Here is a 17,956-nt window from a genome sequence, read left to right on the forward strand (position 1 = left end):
TAAACTTACCGTCAATATCAGTGATAGTACCAAGGGTAGTGCCATTCACCAATATTGAAGCACCTACGACAGGTTGTCCATCTTCTTCAGAAGTAACCAAACCGGTAACTCTGGATGTCTGCGCTGTCATCAGACCTATACCTATAAAAAGGAAGGTCATTAAGAACATCAATTTTCTTTTCATAAATTCTCTCTTAAATTTAACCTATAAACAGATTTTTTGTCTCTAACAGGTTGCAAAGATAACACTAATTATGACAAACCGAAAAAAGTGTTACGTATTTAACTAAAAAGTATTATTTTGAAAGATTTCATCTAGTAAAAACCAATAAACTATAACCATAAATATTCAATTTAATATATTTTAAAATAGAATTTCTATCATAAAGATAGCATCTAAAAAGATATTTTCAAGATAAAAAGAACATTATTTCCTCCCAAATGGTATCTTTTTATCATTTTACATCTCCCAAAAGACTAAAGAACTATTAACAATGATGAAAACTGAAACGACCATGTACCAAGTTCTGCTAAAACTTTGCGCATTTCTTATGTAGGAATGATTTCGCAGGACGTTTCCATCAAACCGGGAGTAATAAAAGTCGTATTAAAAAGTGACGCGAAAGCACTAGATGAGGTTGTAGTGACAGCCATGGGTATCTCGCGTGAAAAGAAAGCACTGGGTTACGCCGTTCAGGACGTAAAATCAGATCAGCTGACGCAAGCTGCCAACTCCAATCTGGCAGGAGCGCTGCAAGGTAAAGTATCCGGTTTGGACGTTAAGCCTTCAAGTGGTATGCCAGGAGCTTCTTCACAGATCACCATCCGTGGTGCACGTTCCTTCTCGGGTGACAACACTCCGCTTTACGTTATCGACGGAATGCCGGTAACCAGTACGCCGGACGTTAGTACAGACATACAGAACAATGGTAGTGTGAGCGGAGCCGACTTCGCCAACCGTGCGGTAGATATCGACCCTAATGATATTGAAAGTATCAACATTTTGAAAGGACAGGCTGCTTCTGCACTTTATGGTATCCGTGCTTCCAATGGTGTGATTATCATCACAACCAAGAGTGGTAAAGGATTGGAAAAAGGCAAACCGCAGGTTAGCTTCTCTTCTAATGTCAGCTTCGATGTAGTCGGTCGTCTGCCGGAGTTCCAGAAAACATACGCACAAGGTTCGGGTGGAAAATTCAGTGCCACATCGGGACCCTCCTGGGGACCCAAGATTTCCGAACTTCCCAACGATGCAACATACGGTGGTAACACGGACAACAAATACACTCAACAGTATGGTAAGCAACAAGGAAAATATTATGTTCCCCAACGTGCGTCAGCCGGCCTTGATCCATGGGTCACTCCACAGGCGTATGACAATGCTAAAGAATTCTTCGACACAGGAATCACTTGGAGCAACTCACTGAATGTTGCACAGATGCTCGAAAAAAGCTCCTACTCTATCTCATTGGGAAATACACATCAGGACGGTATTATCTCAAGCACTGGTATGGACAGATATAATGTAAAGGTTAGCGCCGACACCAAACTGACTAACAACTGGAGTTCCGGATTTACAGCTAACTATATCACTACTTCTATCGACAAGGCAGTGACTTCCGGTAACGGTCTGTTGAGAACGGTTTACGCAGCTCCTCCCAGCTATGATCTTGCAGGGATTCCAAGTCACGTAGACGGTAACCAGTACACACAGAATTCTTTCCGTGGTAGCTTTGACAACGCTTATTGGGCAATGGACAACAACAAATTCACAGAAGATACCAACCGTTTCTTCGGAAATGTATACGCAAGCTATCAGACTGATTTCGGTACAACTAACCACAAGTTGAACGCAAAATACATGGTCGGCGTGGATGCTTACACCACTCACTATGTAGACAGCTACGGATACGGTAGTAACACGGGTGGCGGTCGCGGACAAATCGAAAACTACGGTTGGACGAACGCTACATACAACTCTTTGCTGACCATCAACTACGACTGGCACATCAATGAGGACTGGGGACTGAACGCCGTATTGGGTAATGAAATTATCCAAAGCAACAGAAAGAAGTATTATGAATATGGTACGAACTACAACTTCCCGGGATGGAACCACATCAACAACGCCACTACTCAACAGACAGAGGAAGAGACGTGGAAAAACCGCACAGTGGGATTCTTCGGTAACGTATCGGCTTCTTACAAAAATATGCTTTATCTGACCCTCACCGGACGTCAGGACTACGTATCTAATATGCCACGCAACAACCGCTCGTTCTTCTATCCTTCTATTTCAGCAGGTTTTATCCTGACGGAACTGGATGCATTGAAAAACAATGTTGTTAATCACGCTAAATTGAGAGTATCTTATGCGGAAGTAGGACAAGCAGGAGATTTCCTCGAAAACTACTACTCAACTCCGACATACGGAGGTGGTTTCTATATGCTGACTCCAATCATGTATCCGATGAAAGGTACTACCGCCTATACTCCGTACTACACGATTTTTGACCCGAAACTGAAACCACAGAACACACGTTCGTACGAAGTGGGTGCTGATGTGAACTTCCTCGATAACTTAATCACATTCAGTTATACGTACTCACGCCAGAATGTGAAAGACCAGATTTTTGAAGTGCCTTTGGCTTCTTCTACCGGTGCCAGCAAACTGCTCACCAACGGTGGTAAGATTCATACCAACACGCACGAATTCACTCTTGGCTTCAACCCCATCCGGACGAAGAATATCAACTGGGATTTTGCATTCAACTGGACGAAGATCGACAACTACGTAGATGAACTGGCACCGGGTGTAGAAAATATCTCTCTGGGTGGTTATGTTACTCCACAGGTACGCGCTTCAGCAGGTGAAAAATTCCCTGTAATCTATGGTGTAGGTTACAAGAGAGATGAAAACGGCAATCGTCTGGTAGACGAAAACGGTCTTCCTATCGCTGGTGAAGCACAGGTAATCGGTAAAGTTTCTCCGGACTTCCTGATGGGGTTCAACACCACATTACGCTTATGGAAGTGTACAATCAGCGCAGTACTCGACTGGAAACAGGGTGGTCAGATGTACAGTAGAACAACCGGACTCGCAGACTACTACGGTGTCAGCAAGAGAACGGAAAACCGCGAAGGTACCATCATCTTCGACGGATACAAAACCGATGGAACTAAAAATGATATCGCCATCACTGGTGCAAACGCACAACAAGTATATTACAGCCGTCTGAACGATATTGACGAATCTTCAGTATATGACAACTCTTTCATCAAACTGCGTGAAGTGGCTGTCAACTACAAAATTCTTCAAAAACGTTCAATGGAACTTTCTGTAAACGCATTTGCCAGAAATATCCTAATCTGGGCTCAATTGCCTGACCTCGATCCGGAAGCCAGTCAGGGTAACAACAACATGGCAGGAGCATTTGAAGATTATTCAATGCCGCAAACAGCTAGTTTCGGCTTTGGTTTCAACATTAAATTTTAATCTGCAAGACAATGAAAAAATATAAATCAATAGGAAAATTGCTGGCAGTTTCTTTCTTGACTGCTGCCATTGCTTCTGCTTGTACGGAAGATGCAATGGATAAAATCAATGAAAACCCTAACAATCCGCTGGATGCGCCCGCTAAGTTTTTGATTACAGACTTAGGTGTAAACACTGGATTCAGCACTGTGGGAGGGGATTTTTCACTCTATTCCTCTGTTTACATAGAACATGAAACGGGTATATCAAACCAGCTTTACCGTGCGGAAGTACGTAGCGGAGAGCCTACAACGGCTACTACTTACAATAACGCATGGATCAACGTCTACGCAAATATCAAGAACGCTAAAATCGTTATCAAGAAGTGCGAAGAAGATCCCTCGGAAAAAGGAAATGTAGTGACGGAAGCAATTGCTAAAATCTTGCTCGCCTACAACGGAGCTGTGGCAGCCGATGTATTTGGAAATACACCATACAGCCAGACTGGTATCCTTAATCCGGACGGCACACCAATGTATATGCAGCCTAAAATAGATACGCAGGAAAGCATTTACCAGGAAGTGATGCAGAATCTGGATGATGCTATCACTCTACTGAATAACGGTACTGCCAAAGATACAGGCTTGTCCGGTGCAGTCGGTTCTAAAGACTTGATCTATGGTTCAAACACCAATACACAAGCAAGTATGTGGCTCAAAACGGCCTATGCATTAAAAGCACGCTATACAATGCGTTTGCTCAATAAAAGTGCCAACAAGACAACAGACCTTCAGAATATTCTCACTTATGTGAGCAAATCATTTGCTAATGCAAGTGAAGAATGTAAACTGGCTATTTATGATGCTGACTCACAACTAAATCCGCTTTGGGCATTTAGCTACAGCCGTAACAGTTTGGCAGCTAGTGCAAGCCTGATTGAAAAATTTGTTGAACGCAATGACCCTAGAGCACCGCAAGCGTTTCTGGAACCTGACCCCAGCGGAGACTTCCCTGCTGGTTATGCAAGTGGTACGCAAGCTACAGACATCGCAGGTATCAAAGCGGCTCCTAACGGAACCCCGCAAGAGTTGCAGAACAATTATGGTATGTCAATGATATCATGGGCAATGTCGGCTCCGACTCTTTTAATCAGTTATCATGAAGTGAAATTCCTCGAAGCAGAAGCATTATGCCGCTTGGGAGGCAGACTGGATGAAGCTAAGAGTGCTTTAAAAGCTGCAATCACTGCCGGATTCGAGAATCTGGAAAACTCAATTATAGATGCCGCTGACACTTGGGTAGCTGATGGCGACAGTGATTTGGGTGCAGATGTAGCAGAAACCTATTTCACGGATGAAGTAGAACCGTTATTCGATGCCAACCCTCTGCAAGAGACAATGATACAGAAGTATCTCGCCTTCTTCGGTGCATCCGGCGAATCACTGGAAGCCTATAACGACTACCGTCGTTTGAAAGGTGCAGGAGAAAACTTCATTGTACTGAAGAACCCGCTGAACAACAATAAGTTCCCATTGCGCTTCGGTTATGGAGCAGACGACGTATTGGCAAATCCTGAAGTGAAAGCTGCTTTCGGTGATGGCCAGTATGTATATAGCGAAGCTGTCTGGTGGGCCAGCGGAAACAAATAATGAACTTAAAATCTCTCAAAGGAGAGACTTTACATAGAGTCGTTTCTGTACTCTAACAAATTAACAGAGGCGAACAAAAATAGGCCAACCGTGAGGTTCGCCTATTTTATTTTATCCAATTTCATCAGATGAATGCTCAAATAATAATAGAGAAAAAGGAATATTCAACGGCATCTTTTACATACCATTTTTCTACCCAATCATACTCTTTTTCTACGCTATTCCGTATTTAACGTTTAAGCACCTTTTTAAATAAATTAAAAAAATTCCCGTACGAATCAATTTCACCACTGCAAATCGGGTAGATATTTGCTTAAAGTAGTGCGGAGAATACTCAAAGTAATAGGTTTCACCAACACTTCAGTTGCTCCTGCATTCATTGCGTTTTCCTTATCCGAGCTGAAAGCATAAGCTGTCTGCATGATAATAGGAATTTCGGTATTAGACTCACGAATTATCTTCGTTGCCTCCAACCCGTTCATCACCGGCATCTTGATATCCATCAGCATTGCTTTGGTTCTTTCCTGATGCTGTTGAAACAACTCCACCATTTCCTGGCCATTTTTAGCCCACTCGATATCACACTTTTTGCCTATGATAGCCTTGATTAATTTAAAGTTGCTGTCATCATCTTCAGCTACTAAAATTAAGGGTCTGAATTCATTCATTTGTTCGCTTTCCATATCGCTTATATATTGTTTTTTTATCTGTTTTTGGGGATCAATTTCCCTTTTCAGCCCGCAAGTTATAAAAAAGATTCATATATTTCGCTATCTTTGCGCCTCAATTTAAAAGAATAGTATGATTTCTGTTGACGGACTAGCCGTAGAGTTTGGCGGCACTGCTTTATTTAGTGATATTTCTTTCGTAATTAATGAAAAAGACCGCATCGCACTGATGGGTAAAAATGGGGCGGGAAAAAGTACGCTGCTGAAAATTTTGGCAGGCGCACGACAACCGACACGTGGAAAAGTTTCCGCGCCCAAAGATTGCGTAGTAGCCTATCTGCCTCAACATCTGATGACGGAAGACGGAAGAACAGTGTTTGACGAAACAGCACAGGCTTTTTCACATCTGCATGAAATGGAAGCGCAGATTGAAAAACTGAACAAAGAGCTCGAGACACGGACGGACTACGAGAGCGACAGTTACATGGCGCTGATTGAAGAAGTGTCTGCCTTGAGCGAGAAGTTTTATTCGATTGACGCCACTAATTATGAAGAGGATGTGGAAAAGGCATTGCTCGGATTAGGATTCACCCGGAGCGATTTTCAACGCCAGACGAGTGATTTCAGCGGTGGATGGCGGATGCGCATCGAGCTTGCCAAATTACTGTTGCAGAAACCGGACGTACTCTTGCTCGATGAGCCGACGAATCATCTGGATATTGAATCTATTCAATGGTTGGAAGATTTCCTTATTAATAACGGGAAAGCAGTTATCGTAATCAGCCACGACCGCAAATTCGTGGATAATATTACAACACGCACCATCGAAGTGACGATGGGACGTATTTATGATTATAAGGTGAATTATTCCCAATATCTGCAACTGCGTAAGGATCGCCGCGAACAGCAGCAGAAGGCATACGACGAGCAGCAGAAGTTTATTGCTGAAACGAAGGAGTTCATCGAACGATTCAAAGGAACATATTCAAAGACGTTGCAGGTACAGAGTCGCGTCAAAATGCTGGAAAAGCTGGAATTGCTCGAAGTCGATGAGGAGGATACTTCTGCATTGCGACTGAAATTCCCGCCTTCCCCCCGTTCGGGCAGTTATCCGGTTATCATGGAGGGTGTTGGAAAGGCATACGGAGAGAAAGTGGTGTTCCGCAACGCCAATCTGACGATTGAACGTGGTGATAAAGTAGCTTTTGTCGGTAAAAACGGTGAAGGTAAATCTACACTCGTGAAATGTATCATGAAGGAAATCGAACATGACGGTACACTGACTCTAGGACATAATGTACAAATCGGATATTTCGCTCAAAATCAGGCTTCGTTGATGGATGAAAACCTGACGGTTTTCCAAACGATTGACGATGTAGCCAAGGGGGATATCCGGAACAAGATTCGTGATTTACTGGGTGCCTTCATGTTTGGTGGTCCCGAGGAATCGATGAAGAAGGTGAAAGTACTTTCGGGTGGGGAGCGTACCCGCCTTGCCATGATTAAATTGCTGTTGGAACCTGTCAACCTCCTGATCCTGGATGAGCCGACGAATCATCTGGACATGAAAACGAAAGATATCCTGAAACAGGCATTGCTGGATTTTGACGGCACACTGATTGTTGTTTCACACGACCGTGACTTCCTCGACGGACTAGTGACCAAGGTATATGAGTTCGGTAATCAAAAGGTGACGGAACATCTTTGCGGCATCTACGAGTTCCTCGAAAAGAAAAAAATGGATTCGTTGCAAGAACTGGAAAAGAAATAATAAATAATAAAAAGAGGGTATCGGCTGCAGGCGGAATAAAAGTATTTGTATATTTGCACTTTAAAGCTCTGAAAAAGCTGATAACCTCTAAAAGAAAGGATGAAAGGGAAGAAACGAATAATAGTAACTCTGCTGTTTTTAATCAACATCATAATGTTGGTGGCAGCCGTTATTCCCCATCACCATCACCCCAACGGAATGATTTGCATGAAGCAGGACTTGCCCGTAGAACAGCAATGTCCCACGCATCATCATCACCCGGGAAACGATTCATGTTGCAGCAGCGAATGTATGACTCGTTTCTACTCTCCCACTCCATCCGTACATACGGATAGCGGACCGGATTATGTATTCATCGCTACCCTATTCACGGATGTAATCATCGAACATCTATTACGGCCACAAGAGAGACGGATTAAGAACTATTACGTCTACCGAGACTCTCTGCATGGCACGGATATACACCGTGCCACTCCTCTTCGTGCCCCTCCCTACTCTGTTTTTGCGTAAAAGCGTAAATGCAAATCAGTTACATTTGCGTTACCTTATCTTTGTAGCGTAAAAAGCAGTAAAATTTAGTAGGAAAATATCATTATGAAAAAACTTATTTTCGTAGGAATCCTAGGCTTATTCGTGCTGGGTTCCTGTAATAATAGTACCGTCACACACACACACAATGAACACGATCATGCCACGGAAGGACATAATCACGAGGCAGAGGGTTCCAATCATTTTCATGAAGGCGAATGTAGCGGAGAACACAACCATGAAGCGGCCGATGGACATAACGAGTCTGCCGAAGCGCACAGTGATGAAATCATCCTTCCGAAGACAAAAGCTGAAGCAGCCGGTGTCAAGGTAAGCGTTATCGAACCTGCACCTTTCCAGCAAGTGATTAAAACCAGTGGACAGGTGCTGGCTGCCCAAGGTGATGAATCGGTTGCCGTAGCTACAGTGGCCGGCGTTGTATCTTTCCGTGGAAAAGTAACGGAAGGAATGAGCGTCGGCAGCGGCACGCCGCTAATCACGATTTCTTCAAAGAATATCGCCGACGGTGATCCGGTACAACGTGCCCGCATTGCCTACGAGGTATCTAAGAAGGAGTACGAACGTATGAAAGAGCTTGTTAAAAACAAGATTGTATCTGACAAGGATTTTGCACAAGCAGAGCAAAGTTATGAAAATGCCCGCCTTAGTTACGAAGCCCTTTCCAAGAATCATTCGGCTATCGGCCAAAGTATTACAGCTCCTATTGCAGGATATGTGAAAAGCATTCTTGTGAAAGAAGGTGACTACGTGACCATCGGGCAACCGCTGGTGAGCGTGACGCAGAATCGTCGTCTTTTCCTCCGTGCCGAAGTGTCGGAAAAGTATTATCCATACCTCCGTACAATCAGTTCCGCCAATTTCCAGACTCCTTATAATAATCAGGTGTACGAGCTGAAAGCATTGAACGGCAAACTTCTCTCTTTTGGAAAAGCTGCCGGAGACAACTCTTTTTATGTGCCTGTCACTTTTGAGTTCGACAATAAAGGGGAAGTGATCCCCGGATCATTCGTAGAGGTGTTCTTGCTTTCTTCAACGATGGAAAACGTTCTTTCTCTCCCACGCACGGCACTGACAGAGGAACAAGGCATCTTCTTTATCTATCTGCAACTGGACGAAGAGGGTTATAAAAAACAGGAAGTAACGATAGGAGCCGACAACGGTAAAAGTGTTCAGATCCTGACCGGAGTGAAGGCTGGCGACCGTGTAGTGACCGAAGGTGCTTATCAGGTTCGACTGGCAAGCGCAAGCAATGCCATCCCGGCACATAGTCACGAACATTAAAGCGGCGAGGTGCCGCAGCCGGATTTTCTTGCGGCGCATCTATCAAGTTATTTATAACTCTCAATTAATGAAATATCATGCTTAATAAAATTATACATTACTCCCTACACAACCGGTTGGTTGTAGTCTGCGCGGCCATCCTCCTGCTAATTGCGGGAACGTATACCGCCATGCATACGGAAGTAGACGTATTCCCCGACCTGAACGCACCTACGGTAGTCATCATGACAGAGGCCAACGGTATGGCTGCGGAAGAGGTTGAACAGCTCGTCACTTTTCCTGTTGAAACTGCCGTAAACGGAGCTACGGGTGTACGTCGTGTCCGCTCTTCTTCTACCAACGGATTTTCCGTTGTCTGGGTAGAATTTGATTGGGGAACCGATATTTATCTCGCTCGCCAGATTGTTAGCGAGAAGTTAGCGGTGGTGAGTGAATCACTGCCGGTCAACGTTGGTAAACCGACACTCGGCCCACAATCTTCCATCTTGGGCGAAATGCTCATCGTCGGCCTGACTGCCGACTCCACTTCGATGCTCGATCTTCGTACGATTGCGGACTGGACTATCCGTCCCCGTCTATTGTCTACCGGAGGAGTGGCACAGGTTGCCGTACTCGGAGGAGATATCAAAGAATATCAGATTCAGCTGGATCCCGAACGGATGCGTCATTACGGCATTTCAATGGGAGAAGTGATGGCTGTGACACAGGATATGAACCTGAACGCAAATGGAGGTGTGCTCTACGAATTTGGCAATGAATATATTGTACGCGGTGTACTTTCAACTTCCAAAACAGAACAACTTGGCAAAGCGGTAGTAAAGACAGTGAACAACTTCCCTGTCACGCTGGAAGATATTGCGGACGTAACCATCGGACCGAAAGCCCCGAAACTGGGAACTGCTTCAGAGCGTGGAAAATCTGCCGTACTGATGACTATTACCAAACAGCCGGCTACCAGTACGCTGGAACTGACGGATAAACTGGAAGCATCTTTGAAAGACCTTCAAAAGAACCTGCCACCGGACGTAAAAGTTTCAACGGACATATTCCGTCAAAGCCGCTTTATCGAAAGTTCCATCGGCAATGTGAAGAAATCACTCTTTGAAGGAGGTATTTTTGTAGTAATCGTACTCTTCCTGTTCCTGGCAAATGTGCGCACTACATTGATTTCATTGGTAACGCTGCCTCTTTCCCTGCTTGTTTCGATTCTGACACTACACTACATGGGACTGACAATCAACACCATGAGTCTAGGAGGTATGGCGATAGCCATCGGCTCATTGGTAGACGACGCCATCGTCGATGTGGAAAACGTGTATAAACGACTACGGGAGAACCGTCAGAAAGCAGAAGCGGAAAGGTTAAGTACACTCGAGGTGGTATTCAATGCTTCGAAAGAGGTGCGGATGCCTATACTTAATTCGACACTGATTATCGTTGTCAGCTTTGTTCCGTTGTTCTTCCTTAGCGGAATGGAAGGCAGAATGTTGGTTCCGCTGGGCGTTGCCTTTATCGTGGCATTATTCGCGTCGACAGTAGTTGCTCTGACGCTGACTCCGGTGCTCTGTTCTTATCTATTAGGAAGCAATAAGACAAACAAGGAACTGAAAGAGGCTCCCCTTGCCCGTTGGATGAAAGGAGTTTACGAAAAGGCACTGACTTGGGTGCTGGCACACAAACGAGTGACACTTGGAAGTACAATCGCACTCTTTGTAGTTGCGCTCGGAGTATTCTTTACCCTCGGACGCAGCTTCCTTCCTTCCTTTAATGAAGGTTCGTTCACCATCAATATCAGTTCTCTACCGGGTATTTCACTGGAAGAAAGCAATAAAATGGGACAGCGGGCAGAAGAATTATTGATGACGATTCCCGAAATACAAACCGTAGCCCGGAAAACGGGACGTGCCGAACTGGACGAGCACGCGTTAGGGGTAAACGTTTCTGAAATAGAAGCTCCGTTTGAACTGAAAGATCGTTCGCGCAGTGAACTGGTAGCGGATGTACGTGAAAAATTGGGTACTATCACCGGGGCAAATATAGAAATCGGACAACCAATCAGCCACCGTATCGACGCTATGTTATCGGGTACGAAAGCGAATATCGCTATCAAGCTGTTCGGAGACGATCTGAATAAGATGTTCTCACTCGGTAATCAAATTAAAGGAGCTATCAGTGATATTCCCGGCGTTGCCGACCTGAACGTGGAACAACAGATTGAGCGTCCGCAGCTGAAAATACAGCCTAAACGGGAAATGCTGGCTAAGTTCGGTATTACTCTGCCGGAGTTCTCGGAATATGTGAACGTAGCTTTGGCTGGAAAAGTGATCTCGCAGGTTTATGAGCAAGGCAAGAGTTTCGATCTGATCGTGAAAGTGAAGGATGATGCCCGGGATGAAATAGAAAAAATCCGCAACTTGATGGTAGACACGAATGACGGCCGCAAAGTTCCTTTGAGCTATGTAGCAGAAGTGGTATCGGCCATGGGACCAAATACGATCAACCGTGAGAATGTAAAACGTAAAATTGTGATTTCTGCTAATGTGGCCGACCGCGATTTGCGTAGTGTTGTCAATGATATTCAGAAACGCATCGACACATCGGTGCAACTGCCCGAAGGTTATCACATCGAATATGGCGGACAGTTTGAAAGTGAGCAGGCTGCCAGCCGGACACTGGCGCTGACTTCATTTATCAGCATCGTAGTAATCTTCTTATTATTGTATAATGAGTTCCGCAGCGTGAAAGAGTCGGGCGTCATCTTGCTGAATCTTCCGCTGGCACTGATCGGTGGTGTATTTGCTTTGGTGATTACAACAGGAGAAGTCAGTATTCCGGCTATCATCGGTTTCATTTCCTTGTTCGGTATTGCAACGCGTAACGGTATGTTGCTCATCAGCCACTACAATCATCTGCAAAAGGAAGAAGGTTTGAATGTGTATGATAGTGTGATCCGAGGTTCTCTCGACCGTCTGAATCCGATTTTGATGACGGCATTGTCTTCTGCACTGGCACTGATTCCATTGGCACTCGGCGGCGACTTGCCGGGTAACGAAATTCAAAGTCCGATGGCAAAAGTGATTTTAGGAGGATTATTAACGTCTACTTTTCTGAACGGTTTTATCGTTCCGATTGTTTATCTGATGATGCATCGGAAAAAGGCCCAGGAAAGCCTGTAGCGGGTGATGTTTTTCCTCGGTGAGGAAAACATCGTTCCCCGGTGAGGAACCAAGTGTTTCTCGGTGAGAAACGGGTCGTTCCTCGGTGCCAAACAAATAGATGCCTTATCATAAAGTATCTATCAACAATAGCTTGTAATAAATAAAGAAATTAGAAATGAAACAAATCATGACCATAAGCGCTGCACTTCTTTTCTTAACCATAGGCGAAGTGCAAGCCCAAAACGGAATTGAACAGGTATTGAAGAATATCGAAACGAACAATAAGGAGTTGCAGGCAAACGAGCAACTGATTACTTCGCAGAAGCTGGAAGCTAAAACGGATAATAACCTGCCTGATCCTACTCTTTCTTACGCACATCTATGGGGAGCGAAAGATAAAAGCGAAACAATCGGCGAACTGGTCGTTTCACAAAGCTTTGATTTCCCCAGCTTATATGCTACACGCAACAAGTTGAACCGTCTGAAAGCCGGAGCTTTTGACAGTCAATCGGATGTTTTCCGTCAAGAGAAGCTGTTACAGGCGAAAGAACTTTGCCTGGATATTATCATGCTTCGTCAGCAAAAGCATATTCTGGAAGAACGCCTCCGCAATGCGGAAGAACTTGCAAAGATGTATGCCAAGCGTCTTCAAACAGGAGATGCAAATGCTCTCGAAACCAACAAAATCAACTTGGAACTGTTGAATGTCAGAACAGAAGCGTCTCTGAACGAAACAGCACTCCGCAACAAACAGCAGGAGTTGAATACGCTGAATGGTAATATTCCGGTAGTTTTCGAGGAAAACCAATATCCGGCTATACCTTTCCCAAGCGATTATCAAATATTGAAGTCGGAAGTCATGGCAACGGACCGTACTCTTATGGCACTCGGAAACGAGAGTCTTGTTGCCCGTAAACAGATTGCTGTTAATAAATCCCAATGGCTACCGAAACTGGAACTCGGCTACCGTCGGAATACAGAAACAGGCGTACCTTTCAACGGTGTAGTGGTAGGTTTCTCTTTCCCGCTTTTTGAGAATCGGAATAAGGTAAAAATCGCTAAAGCACAGGCTCTTAACATTGACTTACAAAAGGATAATGCTACCCTGCAAGTAGAGTCCGAATTGGCACAGCTTTACCGGGAAGCGAAAACACTGCACGCTTCGATGGAAGAATACAGCAAGACTTTCCAGTCGCAACAAGATCTGTCACTGCTGAAACAAGCTCTGACAGGTGGACAAATTAGTATGATTGAATATTTCGTTGAAGTTTCTGTCATCTACCAAAGCCATCAGAATTATCTGCAACTGGAAAATCAGTACCAGAAAGCAATGGCACGGATTTACAAGAGCAAGCTGTAAATAGTACATAAAATCCTTTAGACATGGATTACGCTGAACATACTAATTTCTATTTTAAGTGATGTAAGTATGTTTATATAATAATTTCAGGCACGGATTACACAGATTTCACGTTTTTCAGCAATATGATTACCATAAAGCAACAGCGTAATCCGTGTAATCCGTGCCTAAATATATCTCCCCTCTCCCTCTCATTTTCTTCAAGTTCCAACTAAATATTTCAAAATAATATGTTACATTTGCAACGAACATAAAATACAGATTATGAGACCTAAACAATTCTATCTATTCATGTTATGTTGCATCCTTACACTATTCAGTGGATGTAAAGAGGATGAAGAAAATCCACTTCGTTTTTACAACAGTGAATATGAAGTGCCCATGGGTGGCAGACGTTACCTTGGACTGGAAAGCGGAAATGGTGATTACTCACTTGAAGTTAAAGACACACGCATCGCAAGCGCAGGAACCGAAACCGGCTGGACCGGAGTACCTGCCGGACGTATGATTTATGTTACCGGTATTCTCACCGGGCAAACTTATCTGACAGTAACGGACAACGCCACACAAGAAACCTGCACCCTGCCAATCAAGGTTGTCGACAATTACGAAGATATAAAGTTGCTCCGCAGCTACTTGTCTAACTTACCCAACGGAGACGCAAATCTTCTGCCCGGCATTTCCGACATTTTTCTAATCAACAATCACGCACGGGATGCTTATTTTTTCAAACAGGGAGAACAAACAGCTTTTTCATCCGGGCTTACCCTAATAACTCAAGGAAGTTACAAACTGGAAAAAGAAGAAGGAAATAATGAGAAAGCTATACTGACTCTCACCTTTTCGGAAGATGCGGCAACACCTGTTTCCGATCATAAATTCATCTTGTGGGGAAACGCATACGCATTTCACCGCTTGGATAAAAGCTTGAATCTGAATTGGAATACTCCACCCATTGGAGAAACGCGGACATCACCTGCACCACCTCCTTCCTACACGCTGGAAGAAATCGCTGAAGGTGAACCAGGCACAGGCAAACAAATTAGTTTTACCCTTTCCGAACAGGAAATACCTGCCGGAATACTGCCTTAATCAGCAGTGTCTTCTTTAATCAACTGTACTTTCCGATAATATGCGTATATTTTCCGGCAAGTATCCGCTACGGATACGCCATTCTTGCGGATAGAGATTATTGGCACGATTGCCGATATTCTTCACAAATCCGAGAGGAATATGCTGGTACGTAAGCAAAACATATCCACGAGGGGCTGTTACCGGCAAGGTAATGGCCTCTTTTCGTAAATAAGTGATAGCCTGTTTATAACTTATTTCTTCCGTAGCGAAAGCTTCCCGGCATAAAAGTGAACTACACATCGCCAATGCATGGTCAGGTATCAAATCCTTTCCTTTCACTTCTCCTATCTCAACCCCTGCCGATACGATTTTCAGGCATTGTTTCATCGCTATTAATTCATCAGCATAATGCTTTGAAAAAGCCCGGATACTTGTTCCTTCTGCCGACAATATATACTTGCCCGAATTTTCATCATTCAGCCAGCTTTTTGCAATATTCAGCTGTTCTTTCGAAACAGGAGAAGATGTTGCTCCTCCTTTCTTATCTTTCTTTTTAGAAGTCTTCTCCTTCGAGAAAGAAGATACCGGAATCTCGTCTCCTGTCTCCGGCTTCCGAAAAGCTGCCAGGAAAAAGCCTTCGCCTTTCGTCTTATGAGGGAAAAAATGATAGACAGGAATAGAAGATTTAGAACCATCACAATTATCCGGTAAAAGATCTCCTGTTATATTCCAGTTTTCCTGTACCTGCACAGTTAACGGTTCGGCTCCATACTCTTGTTGAATCCAACGTGCATTCTCTTCGTCCTCTTTTGTATTAAATGTACACGTACTATATATAAGAATTCCCCCAGGCTTCAACGTATCCCAAATATCTTCAATAATCCGCCGTTGCCGCTGCCAACAGATTTCTACATTCTCGGGACTCCACTCTTCTACAGCGACAGGGTCTTTACGAAACATACCTTCACCGGAGCAAGGGACATCTGTAAGAATCACGTCAAAGAAAGACGGCAAAGCCGCAAAATCTGCCGGATCATTATTGGTTACTACTACATCCGGATGTCCCCACTTCATTAAATTCTCCGCAAGAATCTGCGAACGATTTCGGATGACTTCATTAGCCACCAGTAAACTCCCTTCAGGAAGCACACTACGGGCATGAGTAGACTTTCCACCGGGAGCCGCACAAAGATCCAGCATCTTTACCGGTCCGGTGACATACTGCCGGAGCACCTGTTCCACAAACATAGAAGAAGCCTCCTGAACATAATAACAACCTGCATGAAACAATGGATCAAACGTGAAAGTGAGACGCTCATCCAAGTAAAATCCTTCGGAAGACCAAGGGACTTGATTAAATTCAAAATTGAAAGCTGAAAGTTGAAAATCAGTAATACAGCCTGCTTGCGGTACAATTCTGCATTTTCCATTTTCAATTTTTAATTTCCCATCATTCAACCGGATGCTGACAGGTGGTTCTTGTTGGATGGCAACAGCTAATTTGTCGTATTCTTCATCGCCCAGCAGGGAACGGGTATAGTCTATAAAAGAAGCGGGTAATTCCATTTTTCGTTATTAATTTCCGCAAATATCAAAAATATTTCGTCTCTTTGCAACTTTCTATGATATTAACTACGTCTAACAGACAAAGAAATAAATAAAAAAACTATTGATATGAAAAATTTTCTATTAGCATTGATGGTTGTACTGACCACTTGCACACTGGCTATTGCCCAAGACCAAACTACTGTTGTCCGCGATTCCGTCGGAAAAGTAAAGGTAACTGTGACCAAAGACAATAAAGCAAAAACAAACAATACTGCTGTCACAGTCATCGGTGTAGATACAGCGGACACTGATTCCACAGAAGTAGATGCAAACTCAAGTAATGTCAGTACTGGTCATGGTAAGGCCAGTTTTACATTCGAATCGGATGACGACGATTTCCCATTCCACGGCTTTGGTATCAACGGAGGAATTCTCGTAGCAATCATATCAATCATTGCCGTTTTCGGATTTCCGGTATTCATTCTGTTTGTAATCTTCTTCTTCCGTTATAAAAATCGGAAAGCACGCTATCGTCTTGCCGAACAGGCACTCGCTGCAGGTCAGCCATTGCCAGCAGAATTTATTCGTGAAAACAAAACGGTTGACCCACGTTCACAAGGAATCAAAAACACCTTTACAGGTATCGGTCTTTTCATCTTCCTTTGGGCAATCACCGGTGAATTCGGAATTGGAGCGATCGGTTTACTCGTTACATTTATGGGTATCGGACAATGGATCATCGGTAGTAAACAACAGGCTCAAGGTACAGATGCTCCCCGGACGTATACTACCCGTAAAGATGAAAAAAAGAATCAGGATAACGTCAAAAACGATAGCTTCGAAATCATTCCTTCCGAATCCGGAGAGAAAGATAATGGAGTAAACGAAGCAAAGAACGACGAGAATAAATGAGCCAACTCAATGATATATCGTTAGTCGCGCAGGTCGTGGTGTTCAAGAACACCAGGGCCTTCGACCAGTTGGTGGGGAAGTATCAGTCGCCCATCCGGCGATTCTTCCTGAACCTGACTTGCGGCGACAGCGAATTGAGTGACGACCTTGCACAAGATACATTTATCAAAGCATATACAAACATTGCCTCTTTCCGAAACTTGTCAAGTTTCTCTACGTGGCTGTACCGTATTGCTTATAATGTTTTTTATGATTATATTCGCAGCCGGAAAGAGACAGCCGACTTGGATACAAAAGAAATAGACGCCATCAACAGTACCGAACAAGAGAATGTAGGACAGAAAATGGATGTTTATCAGTCACTCAAAATGCTGAAGGAAGTGGAAAGAACCTGCATTATGTTGTTCTATATGGAGGACATTAGTATCGACAAAATAGCAGGTATTGTAGGAGTACCGTCAGGAACGGTGAAAAGCCACCTGTCACGTGGAAAAGAAAAATTAGCAACGTA

The 17,956-nt window shown here is 44.0% G+C and carries 12 protein-coding genes and 1 pseudogene; 10 read left to right on the forward strand and 3 right to left on the reverse strand.

All coding sequences use genetic code 11. The features are described from left to right. On the reverse strand, nt 1–184 hold a 184-nt coding region (locus tag ACT8YW_RS16405), incomplete at its 3' end, for a carboxypeptidase-like regulatory domain-containing protein (RefSeq protein WP_444106186.1). A 342-nt stretch (nt 185–526) separates the two neighbouring features. On the opposite strand from ACT8YW_RS16405, the pseudogene ACT8YW_RS16410 reads away from it, so the two are divergent. Continuing rightward, a pseudogene (locus ACT8YW_RS16410) lies at nt 527–3,496 on the forward strand (SusC/RagA family TonB-linked outer membrane protein); the annotation flags it as partial. An 11-nt stretch (nt 3,497–3,507) separates the two neighbouring features. Continuing rightward, nucleotides 3,508–5,124 (forward strand): SusD/RagB family nutrient-binding outer membrane lipoprotein, encoded by a 1,617-nt coding sequence (locus ACT8YW_RS16415; protein WP_444106188.1) that lies wholly within the window; start codon nt 3,508–3,510, stop codon nt 5,122–5,124. Nucleotides 5,125–5,408: 284 nt separating this feature from the next. Here ACT8YW_RS16415 and ACT8YW_RS16420 read toward each other — a convergent pair whose 3' ends face one another. Then, on the reverse strand, nt 5,409–5,807 hold the full coding sequence (locus ACT8YW_RS16420; RefSeq protein WP_004314143.1) for a response regulator: 399 nt from the start codon (nt 5,805–5,807) through the stop codon (nt 5,409–5,411). A 118-nt stretch (nt 5,808–5,925) separates the two neighbouring features. Between ACT8YW_RS16420 and ACT8YW_RS16425 the strand changes: the two genes are divergently transcribed. The 6 genes from ACT8YW_RS16425 to ACT8YW_RS16450 all read left to right on the forward strand — a co-directional run bounded on the left by ACT8YW_RS16425 (nt 5,926) and on the right by ACT8YW_RS16450 (nt 15,003). Continuing rightward, nucleotides 5,926–7,563 (forward strand): ABC-F family ATP-binding cassette domain-containing protein, encoded by a 1,638-nt coding sequence (locus ACT8YW_RS16425; RefSeq protein WP_444106191.1) that lies wholly within the window; start codon nt 5,926–5,928, stop codon nt 7,561–7,563. 99 nt (nt 7,564–7,662) lie between these two features. Further along, nucleotides 7,663–8,073, forward strand: a complete 411-nt coding sequence (locus tag ACT8YW_RS16430) for a DUF6769 family protein (RefSeq protein WP_008024755.1) — start codon at nt 7,663–7,665, stop codon at nt 8,071–8,073. Between the two features lie 84 nt (nt 8,074–8,157). Next, the gene (locus ACT8YW_RS16435) at nt 8,158–9,393 is read left to right on the forward strand and encodes an efflux RND transporter periplasmic adaptor subunit (RefSeq protein WP_444106193.1); all 1,236 of its coding nucleotides are present in this window, start codon (nt 8,158–8,160) and stop codon (nt 9,391–9,393) included. A 77-nt stretch (nt 9,394–9,470) separates the two neighbouring features. Next, a complete protein-coding gene (locus ACT8YW_RS16440) occupies nt 9,471–12,569 on the forward strand; it encodes an efflux RND transporter permease subunit (RefSeq protein WP_151935866.1) in 3,099 nt (1,032 codons plus the stop codon). Between the two features lie 157 nt (nt 12,570–12,726). Further along, nucleotides 12,727–13,911, forward strand: coding sequence for a TolC family protein (locus ACT8YW_RS16445; protein ID WP_008024761.1), 1,185 nt, complete (start codon nt 12,727–12,729; stop codon nt 13,909–13,911). Between the two features lie 264 nt (nt 13,912–14,175). Then, nucleotides 14,176–15,003: a hypothetical protein gene (locus tag ACT8YW_RS16450; RefSeq protein ID WP_444106196.1), complete on the forward strand. Its 828-nt coding sequence runs from the start codon at nt 14,176–14,178 to the stop codon at nt 15,001–15,003. 15 nt (nt 15,004–15,018) lie between these two features. On the opposite strand, the gene ACT8YW_RS16455 is transcribed toward ACT8YW_RS16450, so the two are convergent. Further along, nucleotides 15,019–16,551 carry a methyltransferase RsmF C-terminal domain-like protein gene (locus ACT8YW_RS16455; RefSeq protein ID WP_444106198.1) on the reverse strand — a complete coding sequence of 511 codons (1,533 nt, stop codon included), beginning with the start codon at nt 16,549–16,551 and terminating at the stop codon, nt 15,019–15,021. 108 nt (nt 16,552–16,659) lie between these two features. Between ACT8YW_RS16455 and ACT8YW_RS16460 the strand changes: the two genes are divergently transcribed. Together ACT8YW_RS16460 and ACT8YW_RS16465 are read left to right on the forward strand one after the other, a co-directional pair. Continuing rightward, nucleotides 16,660–17,445: a DUF6249 domain-containing protein gene (locus ACT8YW_RS16460; RefSeq protein ID WP_444106200.1), complete on the forward strand. Its 786-nt coding sequence runs from the start codon at nt 16,660–16,662 to the stop codon at nt 17,443–17,445. Next, on the forward strand, nt 17,442–17,956 hold a 515-nt coding region (locus tag ACT8YW_RS16465), incomplete at its 3' end, for an RNA polymerase sigma factor (protein ID WP_444106203.1). The genes ACT8YW_RS16460 and ACT8YW_RS16465, both read left to right, overlap by 4 nt.

Origin of the sequence: Bacteroides sp., from assembly GCF_052357945.1 — a bacterium.
Classification (GTDB): Bacteria; Bacteroidota; Bacteroidia; order Bacteroidales; family Bacteroidaceae; genus Bacteroides.

Coding starts and splice junctions, on each gene's coding strand:
- ACT8YW_RS16415 (WP_444106188.1), top strand. CDS start 3,508: ATGAAAAAATATAAATCAATAGGAAAATTGCTGGCAGTTTCTTTCTTG.
- ACT8YW_RS16420 (WP_004314143.1), bottom strand. CDS start 5,807: ATGGAAAGCGAACAAATGAATGAATTCAGACCCTTAATTTTAGTAGCT.
- ACT8YW_RS16425 (WP_444106191.1), top strand. CDS start 5,926: ATGATTTCTGTTGACGGACTAGCCGTAGAGTTTGGCGGCACTGCTTTA.
- ACT8YW_RS16430 (WP_008024755.1), top strand. CDS start 7,663: ATGAAAGGGAAGAAACGAATAATAGTAACTCTGCTGTTTTTAATCAAC.
- ACT8YW_RS16435 (WP_444106193.1), top strand. CDS start 8,158: ATGAAAAAACTTATTTTCGTAGGAATCCTAGGCTTATTCGTGCTGGGT.
- ACT8YW_RS16440 (WP_151935866.1), top strand. CDS start 9,471: ATGCTTAATAAAATTATACATTACTCCCTACACAACCGGTTGGTTGTA.
- ACT8YW_RS16445 (WP_008024761.1), top strand. CDS start 12,727: ATGAAACAAATCATGACCATAAGCGCTGCACTTCTTTTCTTAACCATA.
- ACT8YW_RS16450 (WP_444106196.1), top strand. CDS start 14,176: ATGAGACCTAAACAATTCTATCTATTCATGTTATGTTGCATCCTTACA.
- ACT8YW_RS16455 (WP_444106198.1), bottom strand. CDS start 16,551: ATGGAATTACCCGCTTCTTTTATAGACTATACCCGTTCCCTGCTGGGC.
- ACT8YW_RS16460 (WP_444106200.1), top strand. CDS start 16,660: ATGAAAAATTTTCTATTAGCATTGATGGTTGTACTGACCACTTGCACA.